This is a genomic window from Pseudomonas sp. EA_65y_Pfl2_P74 (assembly GCF_963970575.1).
Classification (GTDB): domain Bacteria; phylum Pseudomonadota; class Gammaproteobacteria; order Pseudomonadales; family Pseudomonadaceae; genus Aquipseudomonas; species Aquipseudomonas baetica_A.
Map to the genome: position 1 here is coordinate 55,319 of NZ_CAXAOQ010000026.1, position 23,820 is coordinate 79,138.

Below are 23,820 nucleotides of genomic sequence, written 5' to 3' on the forward strand. Positions count from 1 at the left end.
ATTTTTTTTCTGTGGGAGCAAAACCCCTCCCACAGGGGTACAGCGGTGTCGGTTAGAACGAGGATTGGATCTTGATTCCGCCGATCAGGGCGTCATCGACCTTGTCCACGCCACCCGGGTGGCGGATGTATTGCAGGTTCGGGCGTACGGTCAGCCAGTTCGTTACGTGCACGCCGTAATACAGTTCGGCGCTGTATTCGGTGTCCTGCGGCGGCAGGAACGACGGGTCGTCGTAGTCGTAGACGGCGTTGGCGCGGTTGCTTGCTTCGGCGTTTTTACGCAAGGCCGGGTTGACGTGTACGCGGGCGAGGGCGAAACCGATGTCATCCTTGGCGCGCGCATCGAACGGGCCTTTGTAGGTGAGGCCGGCCTGCACGTAGTTGTCGATGGCGTTGGTTTTCTTGTCGTGCATCGTGCCGTTGGCGAACACGCTCAAGCCGCGGCTGATATCGCTGGCCATGCTGGTGATTTGCTGTTGAACACCCAGCCACACGCCGTGTTTGCTCGACGCGCTGCGGTAGGCTTGGCCGCTGAGGGCCGCCGGTTGGCCATGGTTGTCTTTGTAGACGTCGGTGGCGTTGGCGTTGCTGTAGTAGTAACCGGCGCGGTATTCGCCCGGCAGGCCGTTGAGTTTCGGCGTCCACACCAGTTCAATCGGCAGGATCGCGCCTTGGGTGCCGCTGCCGCTGAGTTTGAAGCCGTTGCCGCGGTCGAGGTTCGACGGGTTCTGCTCGTAGGCGCCGACCTGTGCGTACAGCTCCGGCGTCAGGTGATATTTGACGCGCAAGGCCCACTGGCTGACCGGCCAGTTGTACCAGATGCCGCCGACCCAGTTGCCGACCTGCGAGCCGCAGAACGCCAGGTTCTGGAAGTCGCACGGGAAGCTGTTGAAGTCTTCGCCTTCGCCGAAACGACCGATCTTGATGTCGAGTTTCTGATCGAAGAATTTCTGCTGATACCACATCTGCGTCAGGCGCGTGGTCTGGCCACGGCCCCAGACTTCCTGAGCCGAGGTGAAGCCACCGACACGTGGATCGTTGATGCGGTCGTTGCTGATGTTGTTGCCGTTGCGTTTGGTAATGGTCAGTTGAAACTCGGCGTCGTCCCAGCCGAGGATTTTTTGCAGGTCCAGGTGCGTGCCCAAGCCGAACTGATCGCTGTAGCGCGCGGTACGGTCGTGGTCGTAGCCGCCGTGCAGGTTGCTGCCCATTTCACCGGTGTAATCGAGCTTGAAGTCGTAGCCTTTTTCCGAGAGTTCTGTGCGCGTGCCGTTCCAGTCACCGAGCATGTAAGGTGATTCACTGTCGAACGCGGGAGCCGCTTGGGCGCAGGTGGCGAGGCCAAGGGCCGTGCAGCCGCCGATCAGGCGCAGGGATGAGATAGCGCTGTCTCGGAAAAACGGAAAATCGGGCATAAAGGGGTCTTTCTTGATCTTTTTTGGGGGATGAGCTGAGCGCTACGATTTGACGCAGGCAGTGAAGCGATTCAGCGGAAGGGCGGCAGGATAATGATCTGTAACAAAAAGACAAAGGGGTTTTGTTGACATGGATCGTTTCCGATTCGGTAACAGTGCGTCAAACGGGCGCATGGCGAGTCAGGTCACAGGCTGCGATCTTCTCGGGTTGGCCTACATTTGAAGCAAGCCCTTCCACCCGAACACCCCCTCGGCTAAGGTGCGCGGCTTCTGCATATTCACTTCGTCCAAAGGCCTGGCATGAACGAACACTCCCCCGATCCGCTGCACGGCGTGACCCTCGAACACATCCTCACGGCGCTGGTGGCCCACTACGAATGGTCGGGGCTGGCCGAACGCATCGACATTCGTTGTTTCAAGAGCGATCCGAGCATCAAGTCGAGCCTGACGTTTTTGCGTAAAACACCGTGGGCCCGAGAGAAGGTCGAGCGCCTGTACGTCAAGCTTGCGCGTACCAAGCGACCGCTCTGAGATGAACGCCTCGTTGCAGCGACGTCTGATCATTTTCGCTGCCATCCTCGGCTGGACGGGGTTGGGCCTTCAGCTCTATCTGATTTTCTTCGCCCGTTTGAGCGTCGATGCCGGTTTGCTGGGTGGGCTGGTGAGTTTCTTCAGCTATTTCACGGTGCTGACCAACACGCTGGTGGCGACGGTGCTGACCTGTGCCGTCACGCCGCGTGACGGCGCCGCGCGTCGCTGGTTTCTGCAACCCTGGGTGAGTAGCGCAGTGGCAGTGAGCATCGCCGTGGTTGGCCTTGCCTACAGCCTGTTGCTGCGGCATTTATGGCACCCCGAAGGTTGGCAATTGATCGCTGACGAATTGCTCCACGACGTCATGCCGCTGGTGTTTCTGGGCTATTGGTGGTTTTGCGTGCCGAAGGGCACGTTGCGTTTGTGGCATCTGCCGTTGTGGCTGATTTACCCGCTGGTGTATTTCATTTACGCCTTGCTGCGCGGGCATTTGCTGGGCGCGTATGCGTACCCGTTCATTGATGTCGCGGTGTTGGGTTATCCACAGGTGTTCCTCAATGCCGGGGGGATTTTGGTGGGGTTTGTGGTGACTGGGTTGGCGGTGATCGGCATCGACCGCTGGCGAGCACGGTAGGTGCGAGCCTGCTCGCGATCGCGGTGAATCAGTCACTGTTATTGACTGACGCTGCGCCTTAGCGGGCAAGCCCCACACAGGGCGATGTCACTCTTCTTCAGAACCCTCGGCGCGCCAGTAGCCGACGGCTTTCACCAGCTTCTCGTCCAGCCCGTGCTCATCAAGCAGCACCCGGCGGATCTGCCTTGAGACCTTGTTCTGCGTCGCTACCCACGCATACAGATTGCCCTTGGGCACCTGCAATTGCTGGACGGTGGTTATCAGGTTGTCCTTGCCGCCCTCACGCAGTACCCAGATCACATTGACCTGCGCGGGGCTTTCCAGCACTTGTTGCTCACTGCCGTTTTCCACTTCGATCACCACCAGCGCCTTGCGATTGGCTGCCAGGCCTTCTAGGCGGCGGGCGATGGCGGGCAGGGCGGTTTCGTCGCCGATCAGCAGGTAGCTGTCGAAGATGTCCGGCACGATCATCGAACCGCGCGGCCCGCCGATGTGCAGGTACTGCCCGGGTACAGCCTGTTCGGCCCAGGTCGAGGCAGGGCCGTCGCCGTGCAGGACGAAGTCGATGTCCAGTTCCAGTGTGTCGGGGTCATAGCGGCGCGGGGTGTAGTCGCGCATCTCGGGCATCGGGCCGTTGTCCTTGCCGGCGCCGAGTTCCAGGGTTTCCAGCGCCGCTGCTTGTTCGGCGGTCTGGGGGAACAACAGTTTGACGTGGTCGTCCGTGCCCAGGCTGATAAACCCGGCCAGTTCCGGCCCGCCCAGGGTGATGCGGCGCATGCGCGGGGTCAGGTTGACCACCCGTAGCACTTGCAATTTGCGACGTTTAATTTCGTGCATCACGCGGTGAATGGTTTGCGTATCGACTGCGGTCATTCGGCTTTCTCCGGGGCAAGTTGAACGGCAGGGCCGTCGACGATGGCTTTGGCGGTGTCGTTGAGCAGGTCGCGCACGCGCAGGATTTCTTCCGGGCTCCAGCGTCCGTGGTGCAGTTGCAGGGCGTGGCGCAAGTTGTGCACCGCCTCGTGGATTTCCGGCGGGCGGTCATGCCCGCGCAACGAGCGCTTGCTGACGTCGATGCGCATGCGCACGCCATCGAGTGCAACGGCTTGCTCACTTAAAGACAAACGACCGGCGTCGGTCACGCTGTAACGTTTTTTTCCGGCTTCGGCGTCTCCCGCAATCAGGTCGCTTTCTTCCAGAAAGGTCAGGGTCGGATAGATCACACCGGGGCTCGGGCTGTAGGCGCCGTCGAACATGCCCTCGATCTGGCGAATCAGGTCGTAGCCGTGGCACGGCTGTTCGGCGATCAGCGCCAGCAGCAGCAATTTCAGATCGCCGGGGGCGAACACCCGTGGGCCACGGCCGCCGCGCTCACGACCGGGGCGCTTCTCGAAACCGTCGCGGCCGTCGCCGTGGTGGGAATGAGGGTCTCTCATTGCTGTCTTCTCTCGTCATGTTTAGATACAACTTAAGATATATCTTAATGATCGTGCAAGGCGTTTTTCCCAAGGTGACAGGTGTGTCTGACGAGCGGCTCTCATCCGGGAATGCAACAGGTCGAATGTTGATGCTTGCCCGGCGATCAATAACTTTGAAGTTAAAGTTAAGACTCTATTTAATCGAGTAACTATTCTAAAGTTCTAACTGAGCCCCGCTATATCTGGGCGATATTGCTGTATGGTTTTTTAACGTTATCTGTGTGTAGGTCGTAACTTACAGTCACTGTTTTGAATATCGTTTTTTTGTTCTTTTTTCTGGCGGGGCATGGGGTTGTTGAACTACGAACTTATAGGAAGTTACTTGCTTACTTTGCAGAGGGAACAGTCGATGATGCCCCGGCATTGAAAGTTCAAGTTGATCTGGCTCAACTCCCGTGACGTTTGATTTGAACTTTCAATCCACTCCTTCTCAATAAAGAAAACAAGGTACTGAACGATGTTCAAGAAAATCGCAATCGCCGCTCCTTTGGCTCTTCTGGCACTCGGTTCATCGGGAGCGTTCGCCGCCGGTGAAGCTGCTCACTCCATCAGCATCGTCGCTCACGTGCCGACCAACGGCTTCTATGTCGTGCCGACCAATCCTGATCTGGTCAACAAGGATCAGGACATGAGCTATCAGCCAACTACCGGCAAGATGGGCGAAGTCAACGGTTTCTTCGATGTGCGCAACAACAACGGTTCGGTTCACGCGAGTGTAGACAGCGTGCCAAAACTGATCTCGGGCTCCAATGAGATCGCGCTTAAAGTCGAAGTCAATAACAAGACCCTGACCACCACCCCTCAGGAAGTTGTCGGTGAGGCAGAGTCGGACGTGAACTATCGTGCGCCGATCAAAATCAGTGCCATCGGTACAGCTTTCAACCCTGGCGACTACACCGGTGTTGTGGCAATGACCTTTGATGCCGTGCCACCGGTCGGTACGCCTTGATCGAGCGATCCGGCAACCGGCGCTGAGTTCTCCACAGTGCTGACCGACGGGGCAAGCCACTGGGGTTGTCCCGTCGGACTTCATCATTCGTAATCAGAGTAAGAGTTCATGTTCCCGATGACACCCATCGCGGCTGCGCTTGCGCTGTTGTTTTGTGCCAGCGTAGCCGTGGCTTCCAATTCCGCCGGCACGACGCCGCGAAGTCTGTTGGCCCAGGCCAAAGGCCTGCCGGCGGATTTCGAGGAGCATTTCTTTGATGTGCCTCTGGCTGTTCGGGTTGAACTCGATCGCCAGCCGTTGGGCGAAGCCATGGTGGTGTTGTCCCGCGACGACCGCATTACCTTGCTTGAATTCACCGACACCAGCGAGAACCGTTTCGGCCCTGCCGAGCGGGAAAAATGGGCGAGTTTTCTCAAGCCCGGCGTGCCTCTGGGCAACTGCGTCGGTTCCTGTCCGGATCAGGTGCTGGCCGTGCATTACAACCTGGAAAATTCGTTGGTCTCGATCCTCACCGAAAATGCCGAGCGCGACGTTGAAGCCAAGCGTTATTACGAACAGCCCAAAGACGGCAGTAACGGTTTGATGGTGCGCAATCAGCTCAACCTCAATGGCGGTCAGGGTCAGGATCTGGGCGGACGTTTCGGTCTTGAGGCCAGCAGCAGTCTGGGCAACTGGAGCCAGACGCTGAACCTGCAACTGGCGCGCCTCGGCGGGCCGGACGACAAGCTTTACCACGCTCTACACGAATTCCACACCCAGCGCGAATTGCAAGGCAGTTTTTTTCGACTGGGCTATTTCACCCCCAATTCCGAAGGGTTGACCCGCCAGCCGCGTACGTTCGGCAACAGCCCAGACACGGCCGTCGGCGTGATGTACGGCAGCTCCGACAGTCTGGCGATCAACAGCCCGATGCCCAGCGTCTATCCGATCTATGTCACCGCCAACCGCCAGGGTTCGGTGGAGATCTATCGCGATGGCTTGCTGATCAACACGCAATCGGTGCCCGCCGGTTTGCAAACACTCGACACCCGGCCCTTGCCCGGCGGCATCTATGAAGTGGAAGTGCGGCTGATCGAAGACGGCCAGATCACCTCCACCACTCAGGAGCTGGTGTACAAGCCCAACAACTGGCGCAACCTCGATGAGCGCTGGCGCTATAACGTGTTTGCCGGTGAGGAAAGCAAGCTGCTGAGCAACTGGGACACCCAGTCCAGCGGCAGCCCCACGGCTGGCGCGGCGGTCAACTACCTGATGCACCCGCGGGTGATTCTCGGGCTGTCGGCGCGCCAGATCCGCGAAAAACTGCAGTACGGCACGTCCATCGACTGGACGCTGGCCAATCACATCAGCGTGTACGCCAACGTTTACAAGACCGAGGACTACGGCACGGGCCTGGATCTGCAAAGTCTTTACAGCTACGGGGCCGGCAGTGTGGTGGCCAGCCACAGCCGCAGTTGGCTCGACACCACCAACACCTACGACACGCTGCCGGACGGCACGCGGGTTCGCCCACGCAACGTGTTTATCGGCCAGACCAGCAACTCGTCACTGGCAGTCAACCATCGGGTCAGCAGCAAGAGTTCGCTCAACGCCAGGGTCTCCCACAGTGAGGGGAACGTTGAGGGCATCGGACTGGATATGGGCTGGACGCAACGCACCGAACTGTTTGGCAGCGACGCCAGTTGGCGCTTGTCGCTGTTTGATCGCCCGGGCAGTTACAGCAGCGGCGATGCGCGCAATCGCGGGGTCGATCTGAGTGTCAATCTGGCGCTCGGTGCCCCCGGTCAGCAGATTACCGGCAGCATCGGTTCGCGCACGGCCCGTGACGGCAGCCGCGACAACAATGGCTCGATCGGTTGGCGAAAGGACCTGAAAGACCATGTGCTGCAAAGCGTGTCGGTGACGGCATTGACCGACACCTATGGCGTAGGGATGTCCAGCCTGGCGAACTTTCGTACCGACGCGGTCAGCGGCGACGGTTTCATTCAGCGTTCGTCCTATAGCGGTAATTTTACCGGTGGCCTCAACGTCGATAGCACGCTGGTGGTCGGCGGCCAGCAGATGCTCATGACCAGCCAGAGCGAAATGCGCGGGGCGGGGATGATCGTCGATGTTGAGTCGGACATCGATGACGTCATCTTGCGCGCCGACGATTACGTCGGCGGCAGCGCGGTATTGAAACCGGGGCGCAACTTCATTCCGATCACGGCCTATCAAAACAGCTCTGTGGGTTTCGATTTCGAAGGCAATCACGTCCCGGCAGCCACCATCGAGCCGGCGCGCACCCGTTATCACCTGAACAAGGGTGGGGTGGGTTACAGCAAGATCCGCGTGATGAAAACCCTGACCGTGCTCGGCCGTCTGGTCGACGGGCAAGGGCGGCCGCTCAAGGGTCACCATGTGATCAACCACGCCAGTCGCGGGGTGACGGAGGTGGACGGGTTTTTCTCGATGGAAATGAACGCCGGCTCGCCGACGCTGCAAGTGCGTCGTGATAACCAATTGCTCTGCCAGTTCCGGCTGGAAGAAAACCAGCATCGCCGCGAAAACAATGTGCTGATGATCGGCGATTTGCGCTGCACACCGGACACCCTGGCCGATGTGAACTCCACCGAACAGAAAGCGGGTTGATCCCAATGAGAAAATCCACATGCCTCTTGGGGTTGTGCGTGGCGCTGGCCCTGCCGGTGGTCGAGGCGGCCAGTCAGGAGATTCGGGCGTTGTTCCAGCCTGACCCGTCGCAGCCGCGCAAGAACGTGTTCCTCAACAAGACCGCCAACAGTGGGTACTGCGCCGACTACCCGGATCAATGTGAGGAAAACTCGATGTTCAGCATTCGGTTACCGGTCCGGTTCAATGCCCCTTTCACCCTCCCACCGAATTGGGGGATTGGAATAAAGGCGCCTGCCAACTGGCGCCCATTGACGGTGACCAATAGCGAGACGATGGAAACGGAAATCGTTGAAGTGCGTATCATCGGTGTCGGCTCCAACTATGTCCTGAGCCAGCCGGCCCACGAACTGGTCGGCGTGAGCGACGTAGTGCTGGGCCATCAACTGCTCTGGGAAAGCAGCAGTTGGGTACATGCGTCCCCGCCCTGCCAGTACAGCGGTGTCGGCGCTTACACTGCTGCCACCTACCGGTTTTTCTGGAAAACTCCCGTCGAGGGATACTGCACCAAGAAGTCGCTGGCGACCATTCCATCCATGTACTTCGATACCCTCGACTTCGCTTATGAACTGCGCACACCCAATCCGTTGGGCATGTCATCGGGTCTGTATACCGGCTCACTGACCTACAGCCTGGGCAATGGCGGCGATTTCGATATAGGGGGCGGTTTTCAACCGGACGACTCCAGCCTGACCCTGGACTTCGTGCTGGACGTGCAGCACACCCTGAAAGTCGATCTGCCACCGGGTGGCGATAAAGTGGTGCTGGAACCCGAGGGAGGGTGGACGCGCTGGATCAACAGCGGGCGCAAGCCATCCAGTATTTTCCGCGATCAACTGTTCTACATCTCTGCCTCGTCCCGGTTCAAAGTCATGATGCTGTGCAACTCCTACGGTGGTTCACGGTGCATCCTGCGCAGCCCGAATACCAATACCACCGAAGTCGAAACGTTCCTCACGTTGCCCCCCGGGGTCAGTGGTCCCGGAGGCGGAGACGTCAATCGGGTCATGTTGCTTTACAACACATGGATCGGTCCCTTCCAGCCGCAGATCTACCTTGAGCGCAAGGCCGGTTCTTTGCGTTTTGCAATGCCCAAGGACGCCATCGACTTTGTCTTGCGACCCGGTGTGAATGACACCTTCACCGGCAACATCACCATCATCTGGGACTCGGAAGTGTGAGCACCTCCGGCAGGCGATTTTCATTTTTCATGGAGCTGAAAACGATGAACCGTGGTTTTTTGCTGGGCGTGCTCAGCCTGTTTTGCCTGACGGCGCAGGCGGGCCCGCAGATCAATGTCGGCACTGTGTACGACTATCTCGATGCTGATAAAAGCACCTACCTCAAACGCGTGTTCAACAGCGGCGACGCCACGGCGTTCGTCAAGATCAACGTGCTGGAAATCGTCTACGACGCCGAGGGCAAGCCACAGGAAATTCCTGTGGCGAACGCCGCCGACGGTGCCTCGCGCAATGGCTTGATGGCAAGCCCCGCGCGGTTGATCGTGCCGGCCCAGGGCATGCAGGGCACCCGCTTGCTGTATATGGGCGAGCGTGATCGCGAGCGGTACTTCCGAGTGCGTTTTGTGCCAGTGGTGCCGGAAAAGGAAGACGAGTTCACCGTCACCGGCGAAGAGCGCGAAGACTACAAAAAAGCCCTCAAGGCCGGGGTCAATGTGATGACCGGATTCGGTACGGTTTTTTTCGTGCGGCCCAAAGATGCGCGGTTCGCCACTGCCATCAACGAAACCGACAGTCGCTACGAATTGCGCAACGACGGCAATACGGTGTTGATCGTCGACGAGTTCAAAAACTGTTCACTGACCAAGGAAACCGACTGCGGCGCGACGACCAAACACCATGTGCTGGCGGGCAATAGCTTCGCCTTCGACAAGGAGAAGGGGCGTGAGTATCGCTTCTTTCTGATCGAGGGCGCCGACAGGAAAGCCCTGAAAGTTGTGAGCCGCTAGGCCTGCTTTTCATTGACGCAACGGGTAACCGACATGATCAAGCAATATACCGCCGCCGCGCTGATGGCCACGGTGGCTCTGGCCGACTCCACGGCCTGGGCGGCTCGGGAAATACGCACCTTTGAAGTGTCCCTGACCATCCCCAGTCGGGCGTTTTACATCATTCCTGCAGAGCCGGACTGGATCCACCGCCCGCAACGGCTCGCATGGGATTATCCGAGTTCGACCCTGGGCAGCCTGCAAAAGAATTTCGATGTGCGGCACGACAACAGCGCGATTGAAGCGCGCCTGGAGGCTATTCCCTACCTGTCCAATGGCCGACCGGGTGAGGAGATCGGTCTGCGGGTCACCTTCAATGGCGTTGAATTGAGTGCGCAGGTGACGCCGCAGCAGGTCCTTTCTCAGGAAGAAGCGGCCGCGGGCAAGCGCGTGGCGCTGGTGATCGACCCGGTTGAACCGGCCGGTGGCTATCGGGCCGGGGATTACAGCGGCAACGTGTTGTTGCTGTTCAATGCCCGCGCGCCGGGTGCGCAGGCAGACCAATAAAAACAGTTCAGCAGAGGCGGGGAGACGCATGAAGAGGTTCTGTGGGGTGATATGGATGGCGGCGTTGAGCATACCTCAGGCGCAGGCGATCAATCAGGAGATCCGTGCGTTGTTTCAACCGGATTCTTCCAGACCAGACAAGATGACGTTCGTCAACAAAACGCCGAACAGCGGTTATTGCGCCACCTATCCGGGCCAATGTGAAAATAACGGCATGTTCAGCATCGAATTACCCATACGTTTCAGTTCTACCCGCTACGTAGGCATCTTTGACTGGGCGGCAGTAAAGGCCCCCGCCAATTTGCGGCGGCTGACCGTGACAAACAGCCAGACACAGGAAACGCAATCTGTGGAAATACGCATTACCGGCATGGGCTCCAGGTATGTTTTGAGCCATCCGGCTGTGCGACTGGCCGGCGGCAGCAATGCACTTGAAGTGCCATAGCAGGTTATGGACCACGGGTAATTGGGTACAAGCAATACCTGCCCCTTGCTGGTACAGCGGCGAAGGCGCCTACGAGGAGGACAGCTGGCGGTTTTTCTGGAAAACCACGCAAGAGGCCCACTGTTTTAAAGTGCCGGCGTACCACATTCCGTCGATGTATTTCGACAAGCTGGACTTCGCCTACGAGCTGCGCACCCCCAACCCGTTAACCATGTCTACCGGCCGTTATACCGGTTCGTTGACTTACAGCCTGGGACCTGGAGGGGATTTCGATATGGGCAAACTGTTTGAGCCGGACGACAGCAGCCTCACCCTCGATTTTGTGCTGGACGTGCAGCACACCCTGAAAGTGGATATTCCACCCGGGGGCGACAAAGTCGTACTGGAACCGCAAGGCGGCTGGCAACGCTGGCTGGACAGTGGACGCAAGCCTTCGCGCCTTTACCGCGATCAGATATTCCAAATCTCGGCGTCGTCGAAATTCACCATGAAGCTTGAATGCGAGCACAGTCTGGGCGTGGGCTCGGGTTGCGCCATTGCAGACGGGCAGGGGTTCGCAGGCGGGGTGGACGTCAGTGTCAGTTTGCCCAACGGCTTGACCGACAGCGCCGGGCAAGCGGTCACGCGCAAGCGCTTGGGGATCGAGGCGACAGCACCGTTTCAACCCGGCTTCTATATCGATCGCAAGCCGGGAACCCTGCATTTCGAAGTGGATGAACAGCAAACCCACTGGATGATCGACAACGCCCAAGGCCGAATTTACAGGGGCAATATCACGGTGATCTGGGATTCGGAGGTGGGTTAGTGCGCATCAGTTGGCCAGCCCCGGGTTCAGGGCTGGCGCCTTGCGAGGGTCAATGGCCGATGCTGATCAACGCTTCGCGGGTCAATTGTCTGGACAGTTCGTTACGCGAATAACCGATATTGTTCAGCAGTCGGTCGTACCGCGCCTGACTCATGGCCTCGCCGCTGAAAATATCCGCGTGAGGAATGTTCAGTTGATCGGCCAGGGTTTCCATCTTTCGTATCAACGGGTTCATCTGCGTCTGGGCGTTGGCATTGGCGTACTCCGCCTGTGCCAGGCGCAACTCATCCAGCAGGCCCGGTTTTTCCTCGAACCGCAGATCATTGCGCTCATATTGTGTCGGATGGGTTTTGCGCAAATGGCGTTCCCAGAAATCATCCCCGTTGGGGTCAATCATGCCGTCGACCAGTCCGTTGCCGCTTTCGCGCAGCTTGAACGAGTCATAGGCCGCGTCGATCTTCGCCTGGGTAACGCCTGATCGCTGCTGGTAAAGCATGCCTTTTGATTGCCAAGGCAGCTCCAGCCGTTCCGCCAAGCCGGTTTCATAGGCCATATGGATTTCAAGATCATCCGGCGCGCGATTGTTCGACGGATCGATCAGATGCTGTTGCGCTTGACGGCCGATTTCTTCTCGAGCGATATCGCCGACGATGTTCAGGCGTGCGCGGCTGCGGGCCAGTCTCGCCAGTTTTTGGTCAAGCACAAGGGCCGAGGCCGGCTCGGCATAGGCCTTCGAGACCAGCACTTTGATGCCCATGGAGTTGAACAGATAGGCACCGCCGTCGCGGCAGCTATCGGGCTCTCGGGCTTGTTTGAACAGTTCTTCACGCAGGTTGGAATCCAGCGCGGCGGCATCGATCATTTCCCAGACACGCCGGGTCAGTTGCTGACGTGATTGCGCGTTTTGGTAATCGGCGGTTCGCCTCTGTCGGGCAATGACGGCAAAAAAATCTTCGGCGTCAGGCTCGGCCATCAGATCGTGCCAGGACTCTTCGCGGTACTTGCTCAAAGACGAGGAGGGACCAAACGCGTCCGGTTCACCGGGAAACGATTTCCAGTGGCTTAGCTCGTTTGTGGCCGCCGGAAAATCGGTCTGCACAAAGGCCAGCCCTGTGGATTGACGATAAGTGCCATAGCGTACCCGCTCCTCATTGGAAAGCCTGGCCGTGTTGAAACGCGCGCGACTGAGGATAAAGGCCTGATCGGAACCCGGTGTGACTTCGGGCAGGGTATTGATCGGCGTATGACGCATATCCAGCATGAAACCGCGGGGACGATGCTTGTCCACCGAGCCGACCTTGAACAGGCCTTCGGGCCAGGACTGGATATCGGTATTGGCCAGACTGAGGTCATTCAATCGATACATCCGCCCGACATCGGGTGGTTGGCGCAACGGGTTACCGTTCAGGGTCAGTGATCGCAGGCGAACCAGGCCGGCGAGCTGTTCATTTGAACGCACGGTCAACCTGATGCGGTTGTCGGTCAGGTCCAGACTCTGGAGGTGACGCATTTCTCCGATGGTGGGGGGGATCTGCGTCAGGTCACACTGACGCGCGCTCAATTCACGTAGCCTGGGGAAGCTGCCGAGCACGCCATCGGACGATGTCGAGAAACGCGTTTTATCGAGTTTCAGCGAAGTGATCTGGTCAAGGTGTTTCTTCATCCCGGGCCGCCTGCGCAGATCGCTCCACCAACGATCAAGGTTGGGCCGCGAAAGCGAGCTGGACAGGTCCAGCGAATAGCCTTGCTCTTGAGGGGGGCTGTGCTCGGCAAAAGAGTCGTTTTGACGCTCGAAGCACTCAAGCAGCCGTTCCTCGATATGCCGTCCGCCCTCCTGCATGTACTGCGTCGATACTCCGGGGATCGCTTCTCCCGACCCATCCACGTCGGGCGGGTAGCTTTCCCGCCAATTCTGCATCTCTGTGCGCAATTGCTCGCGTTCGCTTTCCAGGTGTTTGATCGTGTCAGCGGGATCGCCATTCTTGCGCAGCTTTTCGATGAACATCTTCGCCTGATGCTCAGACATTTTCGGGTACAACTTTCGGACTTTCTGTTCCGGTGTGTTTTGCGCCCAGGGCCATGGCCAGCGACCAGTCAGCGTTTCGGTTTCAACACTGGCCACCCGACGAATCGGTGGTTCGGCCATCACGCTGCGGCGCTCGGCCGGCTCGGCGGATGTTTCCATCAGCCACTGTTTGAGCCGTTGACCCTGACCTCGCCGGTATCCCGCTGCCTGCAGTTTTTCGTCAGGCAGGGCATGCAGGATCGACTCGTAGAAGTCGTCGGCTTCATGCAGCGTGCGATTGTTGGCGTCGAGCACTTCATAGCGGCCATGTTCGTCACGAACCAGACGTCTGACGGTGGTTGCATCATCCGCGCCGACGCTGCAGCGCAACGGGCCGTCGTAGCTGCCGTCGTGCACGTCTAAACGCACATCGGCAAAAGCGTCGGTGTGGAACTTGAGAGTGTTGAGCGCCAGTCGCTCGGTCTCCGGGAGCATCCATTGCTCTCGGAAAAAACCGTTATAGGCGCGGGCGGTGGATGCTTCGAAATCCAGCTCCCGCGCTTGCGCCTTGAGGCGCAGTGGCAAATGGTTTTCGTCGGCGATACGTTGCAACTCGGCCGGGTTCGCCAGGGCCACGACCTTCTCGGCCAATGGCAACGGGAGTTGCGGGAATGTTTTTTGTACGGCGCGGATATCGGCCTTGTTTGATTTTTCACCCACCTGATACAGGTAGTTGGAGACATCTTTGTGACGCGTGTCGACGGTATCGGCGAGCAGGTTACGCACCGCTGTTGCCCGATCGCTGAGAGGGACGTCACGACCGAGCAGTTGTTTGAACTCGTTATCGTCGAGAAAACGTGCCAACCGTTCCGGCAGTTTGCCCCAGGTGAGATCCGCAAGGCTGATGCTCAGGGTATCGGCATCCGCCGCATTGGCATCGCCGTACGTACGCACGTAACCCTGCAGGTCGGCGCTTTCATACACCTTCAGCGCCTTGGTGCGTGGCCAGCCTGGCTGGCTCGTCAGCAGCGGTTCGAACCAGACGGCCTGCGGGTCGATGGGGCGGCCATTGCGGATATTCGCACTGGCGACTTGGGCATCGTCGTAGGCACTGAAACGCTTGATGGTGTCGGTTAGCAGCGGCGGCGGTGCCGTGTTATCGATGTGCATTTGGCGCAGTTGGTTTTCGTGCGTGCCGCTGATCACACGGATCTGTTCGCGTTGCACCGGCGAAAAGCCTTCCACGCTGTGTCCGACACGACGCATCAACGTCGCAAAGTCCCAGTCGCGCGGGTTTTCTATTTCCTGCACCCAGGCACCGTGACCGTTGTGTTCGATGAACGGTTTATAAGCGTTTGGGCGTGTCGGGTGCTTGATGCGATGGGTCTTGGACGTCGGTTCGCTCGATGCTTTTTCGACCGCGTAGAGTTTACGTTCCAACAGCAAGATCCTTTCATCGCCGTACAAATGCAGGCCATGCTTGTCGGGTTTCGCGTCGGGTGCCAGGCTGATGTCGTTGCGCTCGTAAGGCTTGATGTCGGGATGCCAGAGGCTGGGTTTGCCATTGGGCAGTTTCACCGGTTTCATCTCGTCCACCAGCGATGACAGCTTGACGCGAACGACCTCGCCGATTTTTGCGCCCGAGGCAAAGGCTGCCAGTTGAATGATGTCTGTCACCACACTGATCAGATGCTCGCCGGCTTCCAGCGACTGCCCTTGGGCCAGATCGACAATCCCCTCGATAACGTCGGTGGCCAGTTGGTAAACGGTGTAAGCCAGCATCAACTGGCCCAGCACCGGTACAAACGGTGTGACGACCAACAGCGCGACGTTGAGAATGTCCGAGAGCATTTTCTGAAAATTTTCCCACCAGGCCCAGCGCGCCTTGCTGTCGGTGTCGGCGGTGGAGACGGCTAACTCCCGGGCATCATTCAGGATCTTGTTGAACTTTTGTTGATAGAGGTGCCGCCAGTAGTTGCCTTGCAACTGCACACGATCAAATTGCAGGTTCGGGTTGTCCACCGGGTCCTGTCGCCATGGCGGTTGTTGGTCGGTCGGATCCTGGCGCGGGTGATACCGATAAATGAACAGCCGTTGCTCCAGTTCGGCAAAGAAGTGCCCACGCTGCTGCTGATCGACGAAATCGCTGAAGAACTGGCGATACGTTTGCTTGGTTGACTCGATGTATTTGTCTTCGCGCAACTGGCGGGTCAATTCTTCCTTGAACGCCTTGAGCGAGTCGTACTCCTTGAGCGGATGATCCGGATCATGGGGGACATAAACGATCACGCGTCGAATCCCGCGGTTGTCGCGCACCGCATGGATGAGCAGCAGAATGCCGGTCAGCCGGGTGCCGAGAATCGACAGGTCGCAGCACAACATGGCGCGGCCATTGAGCAGCAGTTGCGGTTTGTCTTCGGCCAGGTTCAACAGCATTGTGCAGGTGTCGACCTGGATGTCGTTCTTGATCAAGGCCAAGTAAGCCGCGGCGGCGAGGGCGTCTTGCTGGCTTTGTATCACCCTGGTTTTCAGAACGGCTTCTGCCACCGGCTCGCCGGGCAACAGATACCTGTGCAAATGCTTTTTATAACGGGCGCCGATGTCCAGATCCCGGCATAGGGTCTGAAACTGGGCGATGGACATGCTGTGTCTGATGGGCAAGACGTCGAACAAACCGCGTTCATCGGGTTTGCTGATGTACTCCGAGCCGCGATCAACCGTTTCACTTTTGGCGAAGTTGTGTAGCGCGGCTTCCAGCAGGGAAACCGTTCGACTGGTCACTGCACCCGAGAGCTTGATCGTGTACCAGGGCTGGTCTTTGGGCATGTACAGGCGCAGGTAGGTTTTCTTGACATCGAGATTCAGGCCATGGCGCCGTTTGATTGCGGCCTTGAGCAACGGTTCGGCGAAGGCGTGCAGATCGGTTTTCGCCAGCAGGTGGTCAACCGGGTTTTGCGAGGCCCAGGCCTTGAGATTGGCGGCAGCGAGTTTTTCCAGCCAGGTGTCTGGCGCCGTCAAGTACCAGGGTTCGATCTTCAGTGGCACGGCTGCCAACGCTTGGCCCCGTGCGACGGTGGCGCCTTTGAAACTGTCGCTGACGGCAGACTTGATGAATTCGTAGTGCCGACCTTTTTCTGCGTTTTCGACAGACTCGGGTATGGGAGACATGGCCAATCATCCTTGATTGTTTGAGGAGTGATCAGCCTACCGGCGCAAGGCCAAAACAAAAGTTCAAAGTTCAGGAAGCAAACGGCGCTACGGGGCATCAACCCGACGAAAATTCGAATTCGAAAAATACATAAGTACCACCCGCCGTGAAGAAAAAACGTCACGCTGAATCGGAAACGACTGACACGATTTGTTACCTCGTCTTCAGGCGTTCCGGATTGATCATCGCAACGTTTGTGCTCTGTGCAGGGTGGCATTGCAAGTCGCTGCCCGGTTGCAGATACGGGGTGAGGAACGGTGCCATGCCCTTGAGTACCTGTACTGGCAAGGCTGAAGTGAATTTGAAGTTTTCTGCCGAAGGCCCCGGAACGTACGCGGTGAGGGTGCCGAAATGGTGATCGCCGATGTAGAACACGAAGGTCGCCGTGCGGTTGATCGACTTCGAACTGAGGATGCGTCCGCCCGAACCGATGGCCTCGATGCGGTTATCGCCTGTACCCGTTTTGCCGCCCATGGCCAGCGGACTGCCATCGGCCAGTTTGAAACTGCCGGCAACACGTTTGGCCGTACCGGCGTCGACCACCTGTGAAAGCGCTTCGCGCATGGCGGTGGCAACTTGCGACGGCATCACCCGTTTGCCGACATGCGGGTCATTGATCAGCCGCGTTTCATACGGCGTGTCGGCAGCAAAGTGCAGGCTGTCGATGCGCAGGGTCGGCATGCGCACGCCATCGTTGAGAATGGTGCCGATCAACTCCGCGAGCGCTGCCGGACGGTCGCCTGAACTGCCGATGGCGGTGGCCAGCGACGGCACCAGATGATCGAACGGGTAGCCGACTTTTTTCCAGCGCTGGTGAATCTCCAGGAAGGCTTCGATCTCGAGCATGGTGCGGATGCGGCTGTCGCGCGCGCCCTTGTGCTTGCTCTTGAACAGCCAGCTATAGACTTCCTGGCGTTCGAAGTGGCTGGCTTTGACGATCTGACTGAACGTCGCGTCCGGGTTGTTCAGCAGGTAACCCATCAGCCACAGATCCAACGGGTGAACCTTGGCGATGAAGCCCTGGTCCGGGAGGTCGTAGCGGCCCGGGCCATAAGCGTCATAGAGCCGGATCAAGCGATCGTCGGTGAGTTTTACGGTGTGCTTGGTGTCCTTGAGGTGCGAGCGCACGAAGCGGTTGAAGTCTTCCTGAGTCGCGTTCGGCAACAGGTAACGGTGTACGGCCGCCATGCGGATCGGGGTCGGGCGCATGCTGTCGAGGAAGGTTTCGAGCCGCGCCTGGGTGTCTTTGTTTCTGTACCTCTTCCAGAACTTGAGCAAGAACGTTGTACCTTCACGGTCGGCAAAGCTCGCCAGGTATTCCTGACGCCTTGGGTCGCGGTCGTCCTTGAGCAGTTCGGCGCTGCTGTTGGGACCGGAGTAAGTGGTGTAACGCACCACATCGCGCATCAGACGAATGAACGGCAGGTTGATCGACTCGCGCAGGGCGTCGCGCAGGGTCGGCATGCGGCCGTTGTCTTCCTTGCGAAAGTTATGAAAAACGTGCAACCCGCCACCGGTGAAAAACGCCTCGCCGGGGCTGGCCGAGTATTTGCGATCCAGCGCTGCACCGAGCATTTTCGAGAGGTCGTGGTCCTTGTTCTGGATCAGGTAATCGATGGCCCATTGGCTGAGGCGATCCTGGTCGGGGACGTCGACCTTTTTCAGTTCCGGCACGCTCAGCGCACCGTACTTGTCGTGCAACTCGGCGATGATTTGCAGGTACGTGGTGAGCACACGCATCTTCGCCGTCGAGCCCAATTCGAGTTTGCTGCCTTCGTTGATGTCGAAGGGCTGGTCGGTGCTGTCGGTCTGCACCCGCACTCGCGAGCCGTCGGGGGTGAGTTCGAGCAAGGTGAAGCTGTAGCGCACCTGAGCAGTGCTGACAGGCGTCAGCAGCCGTTCACCGAGCAGGCCGATTTCAGCGGCGTAGGCCGGGTCGGCGAGTTTTTTCAGGTAAGCGGTGACCTGGGTTTGCAGGTCGCCTTGCAGCGTGCTGGTGGCCGAGAGGTCGAGGCGGTCAAGGTCGTACAGCGAACGATTGAGCATCGCGGCCAGGCGGCTACGAGCAGCGTTGATACCTTTGTTGGTTTCAATCGGCTGAAGAGTCGGCTGGGTCTGCCAGTCACGATAGCTGACCTGGCTGGCCAGTGCGGCATCGGCGAGTGCGCTGTCGATCACGCCGTTCTGCTTGAGCAGGCGCAAATGGCTGTCGGTGAGATCGGCGAGTTCTTCGTGGCCCTTGTTCAGGTAATGGGTGGGACGACGCTGGGCGATCATCAATGACAGCATTTCACGCAAGGCCAGGCCTTTATCAGCCATGGTTTTCGGGTCGGTCGCCGGGCTGTTCAACTGTTCGTTGGCCTTGTTGAAGTCGCTGCCGTACCAGACCCGCAACCCTTCGGCCATGCCATGCACTTCACCGTGGCCCGGCACAGCCGACAGCGGCACGCTGTTGAGGTAGTCACGAACGATGTTCTGCCGCGCGGTCAAGGTTTGCGGGCCGTCCTGATAGGCGCGCACGCTGGCGGAGATCATCTGGCGAATCTTCTCGGCGCCGGACACCGTCAGGCCATCGGGTGAGTGCCGGTATTTTTCAAGTTGCGTCGCCAGCGTGCTGCCACCCGCCGATTGCCCGGGCAAGTGCAGCAACTTCGCCACTTGCGACCACGCGGCCATGCCGAACCTGGGCCAGTCCACCGCCGGGTTGGTCATCGGTTGCCTGGGGTCAAGCAGAAAACGGTTTTCAATGAACAGCAGGCTGTTGACCACCGCCGGCGGAATCGCCGCGAAACTCGAATACAGTTGCTGCGGATAGTTGTACTGATACAGCGGCGCGGCGCGGCAGTCGGTGATCGAGAGGCCGGCCTGAGTCTTTTCCGCATAGGGCACGAACATGCCCTTGCCGGTATAGCTGAGCAGCGCCGGCGAGAAACGGGTCTGCTCGGTGATCACGTAATCGCGTTTGAGCAGGCGCGGCAGGAGTTCATCGAGCGAGCTGTAACCCAGACGCAAATCGAAGGGCCCATTGCCGGGGTAGCGAATCGCTTCGCTGGGGCCTGGTTCAAGCTTGTAGGTCAGTGAGGCTGCGTAGCGGCTGAGTTCACGGGCCTGGAAACGCGAGGTGCGCATTTCCCTGGCCGCCGCCAGCCCGACCACGATCAGGATAATCAGCAGCAACAGCCAGAAAGCCTTCCACCCATGCCGGTTGCGGCGGTTTTTTTCAGGGACAGGCGCTTCGTCATCCACACGGTCAGTCGGAACCACGGCTTTACTCGAATCGGTTTGCCACAAAGCGCCCATAGTCGATTGATCCATTCACGCAGATTGATCGGACTTGTCTGAAGCTTAGACGGTGGTGGGCGACAGGAGGGAAATTGTGCAGCGACACGGACCAAGAGGCTCGATGAAGGTGCCGGACTTCAGGCGGGCGCTTGCGACTTTTTGTGGTGCGTGAGTGCAGGAGGAAGTTGCTGATTGTTAAAAGGTTATTCAAGTAAGCTGAAGTGTGTAAGTAGATGGTTCTTTTGTTTGGTCATGCATACGATTAGTAACGGTTTTCGGTTTTTTATTTAAAGGTGCCTGTTGTTTACTTTTGCTTCGTTTATTTATCAAGGAAGATTGTATGATCGAAGCAAATGATGTCGTCGTGGATGCTGTTCCGGTGTCTGACAGTTATGAATATGAACTTGAGTCTGCAAGGCAGGAAGCTGAAGATATCTCGCCGTCCGCACTTGGCGACTTTGGCGGAGCCTTGTCCTGGCCGATTCCATTGAGTACTGATCAGCAGCACGAAGTGCTGAATGCCGTTCAGCTTTATATCGAAGGACTTGATGAACTATGGAAACCAGGCCAGCAACTGCTGGAGCATTTGTACCTGAACCATCCGCTTGACAGTGAAACATTAGGCAATCCTGCCAAGGCACTGGAAACACTCATTGCCAGCGCTTGCGGCCAGGCGCTTGGGCTGGCGGTACAAACCCGTTTGAAAGGCATTTCCACGGACGTCAGCATCAATGAATACGCACTGGCCGCCATTCAGTTGAATCTTGACCCGCTGTCTATTGAAAACACTCAACGCAACAGCGTCGCGGGGTTCGATCTGGCCAGTCGTCAACATTGGGGGAAACCGGTTTCGGCGGTGTTCAACAAACTACGTGAACACTTGATCAAAGAACTCATCAGCAGCCCTGAAATGGCCGGGTTAGGCGCGTACGCCTTGTTGGCAAGGAATGCCCCTCTGTTCCTGATCAAAGACATCCCGGACGGCGTCAAGTATGGCGGTCCGGCGTGGTTCAACCTGGCCGTTGCCGCTGCGACGATCCAAGCTCAATGTCCGGGCAAGCTCGCCAATATGACCTTTGCCCAGGTCATGATCTGTGCTGAACATGCTGCCATGACCGATCCGACCGTTACCCGGTATGCCCAGACAATTGCTCTGATCGATTGGGGCGTTGTCCATGTCGCCTTGGAAAAGAAAGACGATGAACGCTACACCGAAGTAGAACTTGGCGAAATAAAAGAACAGTTCAATGCTCAAATGATCGACCGGCTCAATACGCCGGTGTTATTGAAGAGCGTGTTTCAAAGTCGCAAAAGCATTGCGTTGGCCGGGCTGGAAAAGGAATTTAACAAAGACTTTCCGTTTGAAAAAGCCGCGCTTGAATGGGACAGCTCGGTAAAAGTGTTAAGTCATCTCGCGCCCGTGCCGAGCGATGTGCTAGGGCCGCAGGGCAAGTACTCGTTGCTGGACGTTGCAATGATGGATGGCAATTATCGATGGAAATCCAGCGACAAACTTCTGAACGCTGTCATTCACGACATCAACGAACTGAACCTTCGCGTGCGGGAGACTTTCAGGAAGCAGTTTGCAACGACGCTGAGCAACCTCAAGGAAGGCGCCCGGTTAACCGTAAAACACCTGATATCCGAGTTGTCGCTGGATGACCGAGAAAACCTCGAATATGGAAAGATCGATTTCTATCAACACAAGACCTACAAGCTGAGTACGAGCTTTTTTGGCAGGAGCCTGACCTACACCAGTCCGACACTGACATTGAGAGTCGAGCGCGGAACGGAAAAAAAAGTAAGCGTGTATCACATTGATTTAGGGGCCGACTCGATCACAAAAAGTGGTTCTGACCCTGCTCAAGTGGCAGAACGAACCAACGTGAATGTTCCGAGCACCGTGTACACCACCGAACCCTTTTATGTCGCTGACAAATCGGTCGCTGCGAAGCTCAAGCAAGTAAGCGCGACGCAGGCCTTGCCTCCGAAAAGCTACTCCAGCGAGAGAACCCTGACGATTGCCAATGCCTTCGTTGAGCATCTTGATTACGACAGCGAGAAGATTCTGAACGCTGCTGAAGGTCAGACGACGTATGACAAGGAATGGGCGGCCATGAAATCCCGCGTGGAGTTTTTGCTCAACCTGATTCCCTTCAAATCTGCCGTTACCCATTTTGTAGAAGGCAAACATCTAGACGGAGCCATTGATCTGTTCCTCGACGTATTGGGATTCGTCACTGCTGGCCTGGGTGCCGCAGCCAAGTTGGCACAAGTGGGGGGCAGGACGGCTTCGGCAATCAGCAAAGCGCTCAGGATAGCGAAAATAATAGGGGCCGTTGTCATCAGCGAACTTAATCCGGTGAGTGGCATAGCGGCAGGTGTGCAGCTACTGGGTCAGGGGATCAAGTTCGTGGGCGTTAAAGGGCTGCACCAATTGAACAGACTTCGGGCGTCTGCGAGCGGGTATGACGTGCTGCTCGGAGTCAGTAAGGCGCACGGGCCGACAGTGCTGGGCACCTTCAAAGTGGGTGAGCAAAGTATCGAGGGCGTGGGGGTATTGAAAAATGACAATTGGCACCAGTACAACCTGGACACCCGCAGGCTTTATGGTCCGCCGGGCAATTTCACGCCTCAACGTTTCTGCTGGGGTGGAACCTTGGGCAGTGAGGCAAAATCCCGTGTCTATTTGAATTTTCATAACAATGTCGAATTTGCACGGAACAAGAATAATCTTCGAGCTTTTGAACGTGGTTATACGCAAGGGAATGTAATCGCAATCGATGGCTACACTCCTGGAATGAAATTTGATGAATTGATTGAGTTGGTATCAGAGCCTGGTCTCAAGCCTGAAGAAATAGGGGCTTTGACAAAAGAAATAAAAACAAAAATTCTCAGCGACGCTCGTTATAGTTCAAACCTTCTTGCCATGGATTTGAAAGGTTTGGCTGTCGAGGTGGTTCCTGTTTCGCAGGGGCTGTATCTGGCTCACGTCAATATGGTCTCCAGAGGTGAGTGCGCAGGACTCTCAAATGCCATGGCCTACGCTATTCATCACGGAAACGAAGACATACTGCTTAAAAATATTCCCAGAGCTGCCCTGGCGAAAGAGGCGCCTGAATCCACCAGATTTATCTCCGACATGACGGAGTTTCACAATACGGTGAACAATAAGGAGTCTTTTCATATGGGCGCAGCCAAGACGAAAATGGACGCCGACGAAATTATCGATGCACTGGAAAGTTCTCCTGATTCGAAAACACTCAGGCTGGCCTCCAAAGATCATGCAATGCTTGCAGGTATAAGAGTCAGGAACGGTAGACCAGAGTGGTTCTTTTACGAGCCTAACTCTGGATTTGCGAAGTTTGCCAGCCCCGACGCCATGAGACAGGGCATGCATAAGGTACTGGAAAGCGGAGCGCTGGCCGCGACGTTAAACACCTATGGAAGAAGGCGTGGTGGTCGTGACTTCAACGTCAGTGAATTTGATCCCGCCGATATTGATGGCGGTTACATTAGCCGCCACCGCGTCGAGCATCTTTCGTCTGTTGAATTGCCTGATCCAGAAGAACTGGTCGCGGTTCAGACTCTCCATTAAAGCGTTTGCCAAGGTTCCCGGAGCTGGATAAAAACGCCAGACGAAAAGACGATGCACCAAGGTTGTGCAATACTCGCCGCCGTTTTCAGTGGCGAGTTTTCCTACATTTGCCAGTTGATCCGCCGGGTCTACTGGCATTCTTGCGACAACTCCCACTGAATCTTGTGGTTTATAGAGTGAAAAGACCTGCGACAAGGTTTTTATACTGACGCCCCGCTGATCTTGCAGGCTGTCCTGCAAGACGCGTTTGCCCACGAAGCAGACGCGGTTTTCAACGAGCCAAGGC

Annotated in this window: 15 protein-coding genes; 10 read left to right on the forward strand and 5 right to left on the reverse strand. The window is 57.4% G+C overall.

All coding sequences use genetic code 11. From position 1 onward, the window contains the following. Positions 1–52 precede the first annotated feature (52 nt). Positions 53–1,414: a carbohydrate porin gene (locus AACY18_RS20210; protein WP_339465886.1), complete on the reverse strand. Its 1,362-nt coding sequence runs from the start codon at positions 1,412–1,414 to the stop codon at positions 53–55. A 300-nt stretch (positions 1,415–1,714) separates the two neighbouring features. Between AACY18_RS20210 and AACY18_RS20215 the strand changes: the two genes are divergently transcribed. Together AACY18_RS20215 and AACY18_RS20220 are read left to right on the forward strand one after the other, a co-directional pair. Beyond that, positions 1,715–1,945 (forward strand): VF530 family protein, encoded by a 231-nt coding sequence (locus AACY18_RS20215; protein WP_221732149.1) that lies wholly within the window; start codon positions 1,715–1,717, stop codon positions 1,943–1,945. Between the two features lies 1 nt (position 1,946). Continuing rightward, the gene (locus tag AACY18_RS20220) at positions 1,947–2,579 is read left to right on the forward strand and encodes a Pr6Pr family membrane protein (RefSeq protein WP_339432860.1); all 633 of its coding nucleotides are present in this window, start codon (positions 1,947–1,949) and stop codon (positions 2,577–2,579) included. Between the two features lie 87 nt (positions 2,580–2,666). Here the strand turns inward: AACY18_RS20220 and AACY18_RS20225 are convergent, their stop codons facing one another. Together AACY18_RS20225 and AACY18_RS20230 are read right to left on the reverse strand one after the other, a co-directional pair. Then, positions 2,667–3,452 carry a siderophore-interacting protein gene (locus tag AACY18_RS20225; protein ID WP_339432861.1) on the reverse strand — a complete coding sequence of 262 codons (786 nt, stop codon included), beginning with the start codon at positions 3,450–3,452 and terminating at the stop codon, positions 2,667–2,669. After that, the gene (locus AACY18_RS20230) at positions 3,449–4,015 is read right to left on the reverse strand and encodes a PadR family transcriptional regulator (protein ID WP_221732146.1); all 567 of its coding nucleotides are present in this window, start codon (positions 4,013–4,015) and stop codon (positions 3,449–3,451) included. Before AACY18_RS20230 ends, AACY18_RS20225 begins: the two co-directional genes overlap by 4 nt. A 499-nt stretch (positions 4,016–4,514) precedes the next feature. Between AACY18_RS20230 and AACY18_RS20235 the strand changes: the two genes are divergently transcribed. The 7 genes from AACY18_RS20235 (at position 4,515) to AACY18_RS20265 (ending at position 11,441) form a co-directional block, all read left to right on the forward strand. After that, positions 4,515–5,006, forward strand: coding sequence for a CS1 type fimbrial major subunit (locus tag AACY18_RS20235; protein ID WP_339432862.1), 492 nt, complete (start codon positions 4,515–4,517; stop codon positions 5,004–5,006). 108 nt (positions 5,007–5,114) lie between these two features. After that, complete coding sequence (locus tag AACY18_RS20240) at positions 5,115–7,637, forward strand: TcfC E-set like domain-containing protein (protein ID WP_339465888.1); 2,523 nt, start codon at positions 5,115–5,117, stop codon at positions 7,635–7,637. A 5-nt stretch (positions 7,638–7,642) separates the two neighbouring features. After that, on the forward strand, positions 7,643–8,857 hold the full coding sequence (locus AACY18_RS20245; RefSeq protein WP_339432864.1) for a hypothetical protein: 1,215 nt from the start codon (positions 7,643–7,645) through the stop codon (positions 8,855–8,857). 44 nt (positions 8,858–8,901) lie between these two features. Then, complete coding sequence (locus AACY18_RS20250; protein ID WP_339432865.1) at positions 8,902–9,645, forward strand: molecular chaperone; 744 nt, start codon at positions 8,902–8,904, stop codon at positions 9,643–9,645. Between the two features lie 33 nt (positions 9,646–9,678). Then, the gene (locus tag AACY18_RS20255; protein WP_339432866.1) at positions 9,679–10,191 is read left to right on the forward strand and encodes a CS1 type fimbrial major subunit; all 513 of its coding nucleotides are present in this window, start codon (positions 9,679–9,681) and stop codon (positions 10,189–10,191) included. A 55-nt stretch (positions 10,192–10,246) separates the two neighbouring features. Continuing rightward, complete coding sequence (locus tag AACY18_RS20260; protein WP_339465889.1) at positions 10,247–10,636, forward strand: hypothetical protein; 390 nt, start codon at positions 10,247–10,249, stop codon at positions 10,634–10,636. Next, a complete protein-coding gene (locus tag AACY18_RS20265; RefSeq protein WP_339465890.1) occupies positions 10,617–11,441 on the forward strand; it encodes a hypothetical protein in 825 nt (274 codons plus the stop codon). Before AACY18_RS20260 ends, AACY18_RS20265 begins: the two co-directional genes overlap by 20 nt. 49 nt (positions 11,442–11,490) lie before the next feature. On the opposite strand, the gene AACY18_RS20270 is transcribed toward AACY18_RS20265, so the two are convergent. Continuing rightward, positions 11,491–16,614 (reverse strand): dermonecrotic toxin domain-containing protein, encoded by a 5,124-nt coding sequence (locus AACY18_RS20270; RefSeq protein WP_339465893.1) that lies wholly within the window; start codon positions 16,612–16,614, stop codon positions 11,491–11,493. A gap of 193 nt (positions 16,615–16,807) precedes the next feature. Next, on the reverse strand, positions 16,808–19,954 hold the full coding sequence (locus AACY18_RS20275; RefSeq protein WP_339465895.1) for a transglycosylase domain-containing protein: 3,147 nt from the start codon (positions 19,952–19,954) through the stop codon (positions 16,808–16,810). 322 nt (positions 19,955–20,276) lie between these two features. Between AACY18_RS20275 and AACY18_RS20280 the strand changes: the two genes are divergently transcribed. Beyond that, positions 20,277–23,534 (forward strand): hypothetical protein, encoded by a 3,258-nt coding sequence (locus tag AACY18_RS20280; protein ID WP_339465896.1) that lies wholly within the window; start codon positions 20,277–20,279, stop codon positions 23,532–23,534. The last annotated feature ends 286 nt before the right edge of the window (positions 23,535–23,820 follow it).

What these genes read in the sequence shown, in the direction of transcription:
- AACY18_RS20210 (WP_339465886.1), bottom strand. Translation starts at nt 1,414, where the DNA reads ATGCCCGATTTTCCGTTTTTCCGAGACAGCGCTATCTCATCCCTGCGC.
- AACY18_RS20215 (WP_221732149.1), top strand. Translation starts at nt 1,715, where the DNA reads ATGAACGAACACTCCCCCGATCCGCTGCACGGCGTGACCCTCGAACAC.
- AACY18_RS20220 (WP_339432860.1), top strand. Translation starts at nt 1,947, where the DNA reads ATGAACGCCTCGTTGCAGCGACGTCTGATCATTTTCGCTGCCATCCTC.
- AACY18_RS20225 (WP_339432861.1), bottom strand. Translation starts at nt 3,452, where the DNA reads ATGACCGCAGTCGATACGCAAACCATTCACCGCGTGATGCACGAAATT.
- AACY18_RS20230 (WP_221732146.1), bottom strand. Translation starts at nt 4,015, where the DNA reads ATGAGAGACCCTCATTCCCACCACGGCGACGGCCGCGACGGTTTCGAG.
- AACY18_RS20235 (WP_339432862.1), top strand. Translation starts at nt 4,515, where the DNA reads ATGTTCAAGAAAATCGCAATCGCCGCTCCTTTGGCTCTTCTGGCACTC.
- AACY18_RS20240 (WP_339465888.1), top strand. Translation starts at nt 5,115, where the DNA reads ATGTTCCCGATGACACCCATCGCGGCTGCGCTTGCGCTGTTGTTTTGT.
- AACY18_RS20245 (WP_339432864.1), top strand. Translation starts at nt 7,643, where the DNA reads ATGAGAAAATCCACATGCCTCTTGGGGTTGTGCGTGGCGCTGGCCCTG.
- AACY18_RS20250 (WP_339432865.1), top strand. Translation starts at nt 8,902, where the DNA reads ATGAACCGTGGTTTTTTGCTGGGCGTGCTCAGCCTGTTTTGCCTGACG.
- AACY18_RS20255 (WP_339432866.1), top strand. Translation starts at nt 9,679, where the DNA reads ATGATCAAGCAATATACCGCCGCCGCGCTGATGGCCACGGTGGCTCTG.
- AACY18_RS20260 (WP_339465889.1), top strand. Translation starts at nt 10,247, where the DNA reads ATGGCGGCGTTGAGCATACCTCAGGCGCAGGCGATCAATCAGGAGATC.
- AACY18_RS20265 (WP_339465890.1), top strand. Translation starts at nt 10,617, where the DNA reads ATGCACTTGAAGTGCCATAGCAGGTTATGGACCACGGGTAATTGGGTA.
- AACY18_RS20270 (WP_339465893.1), bottom strand. Translation starts at nt 16,614, where the DNA reads ATGTCTCCCATACCCGAGTCTGTCGAAAACGCAGAAAAAGGTCGGCAC.
- AACY18_RS20275 (WP_339465895.1), bottom strand. Translation starts at nt 19,954, where the DNA reads ATGGGCGCTTTGTGGCAAACCGATTCGAGTAAAGCCGTGGTTCCGACT.
- AACY18_RS20280 (WP_339465896.1), top strand. Translation starts at nt 20,277, where the DNA reads ATGATCGAAGCAAATGATGTCGTCGTGGATGCTGTTCCGGTGTCTGAC.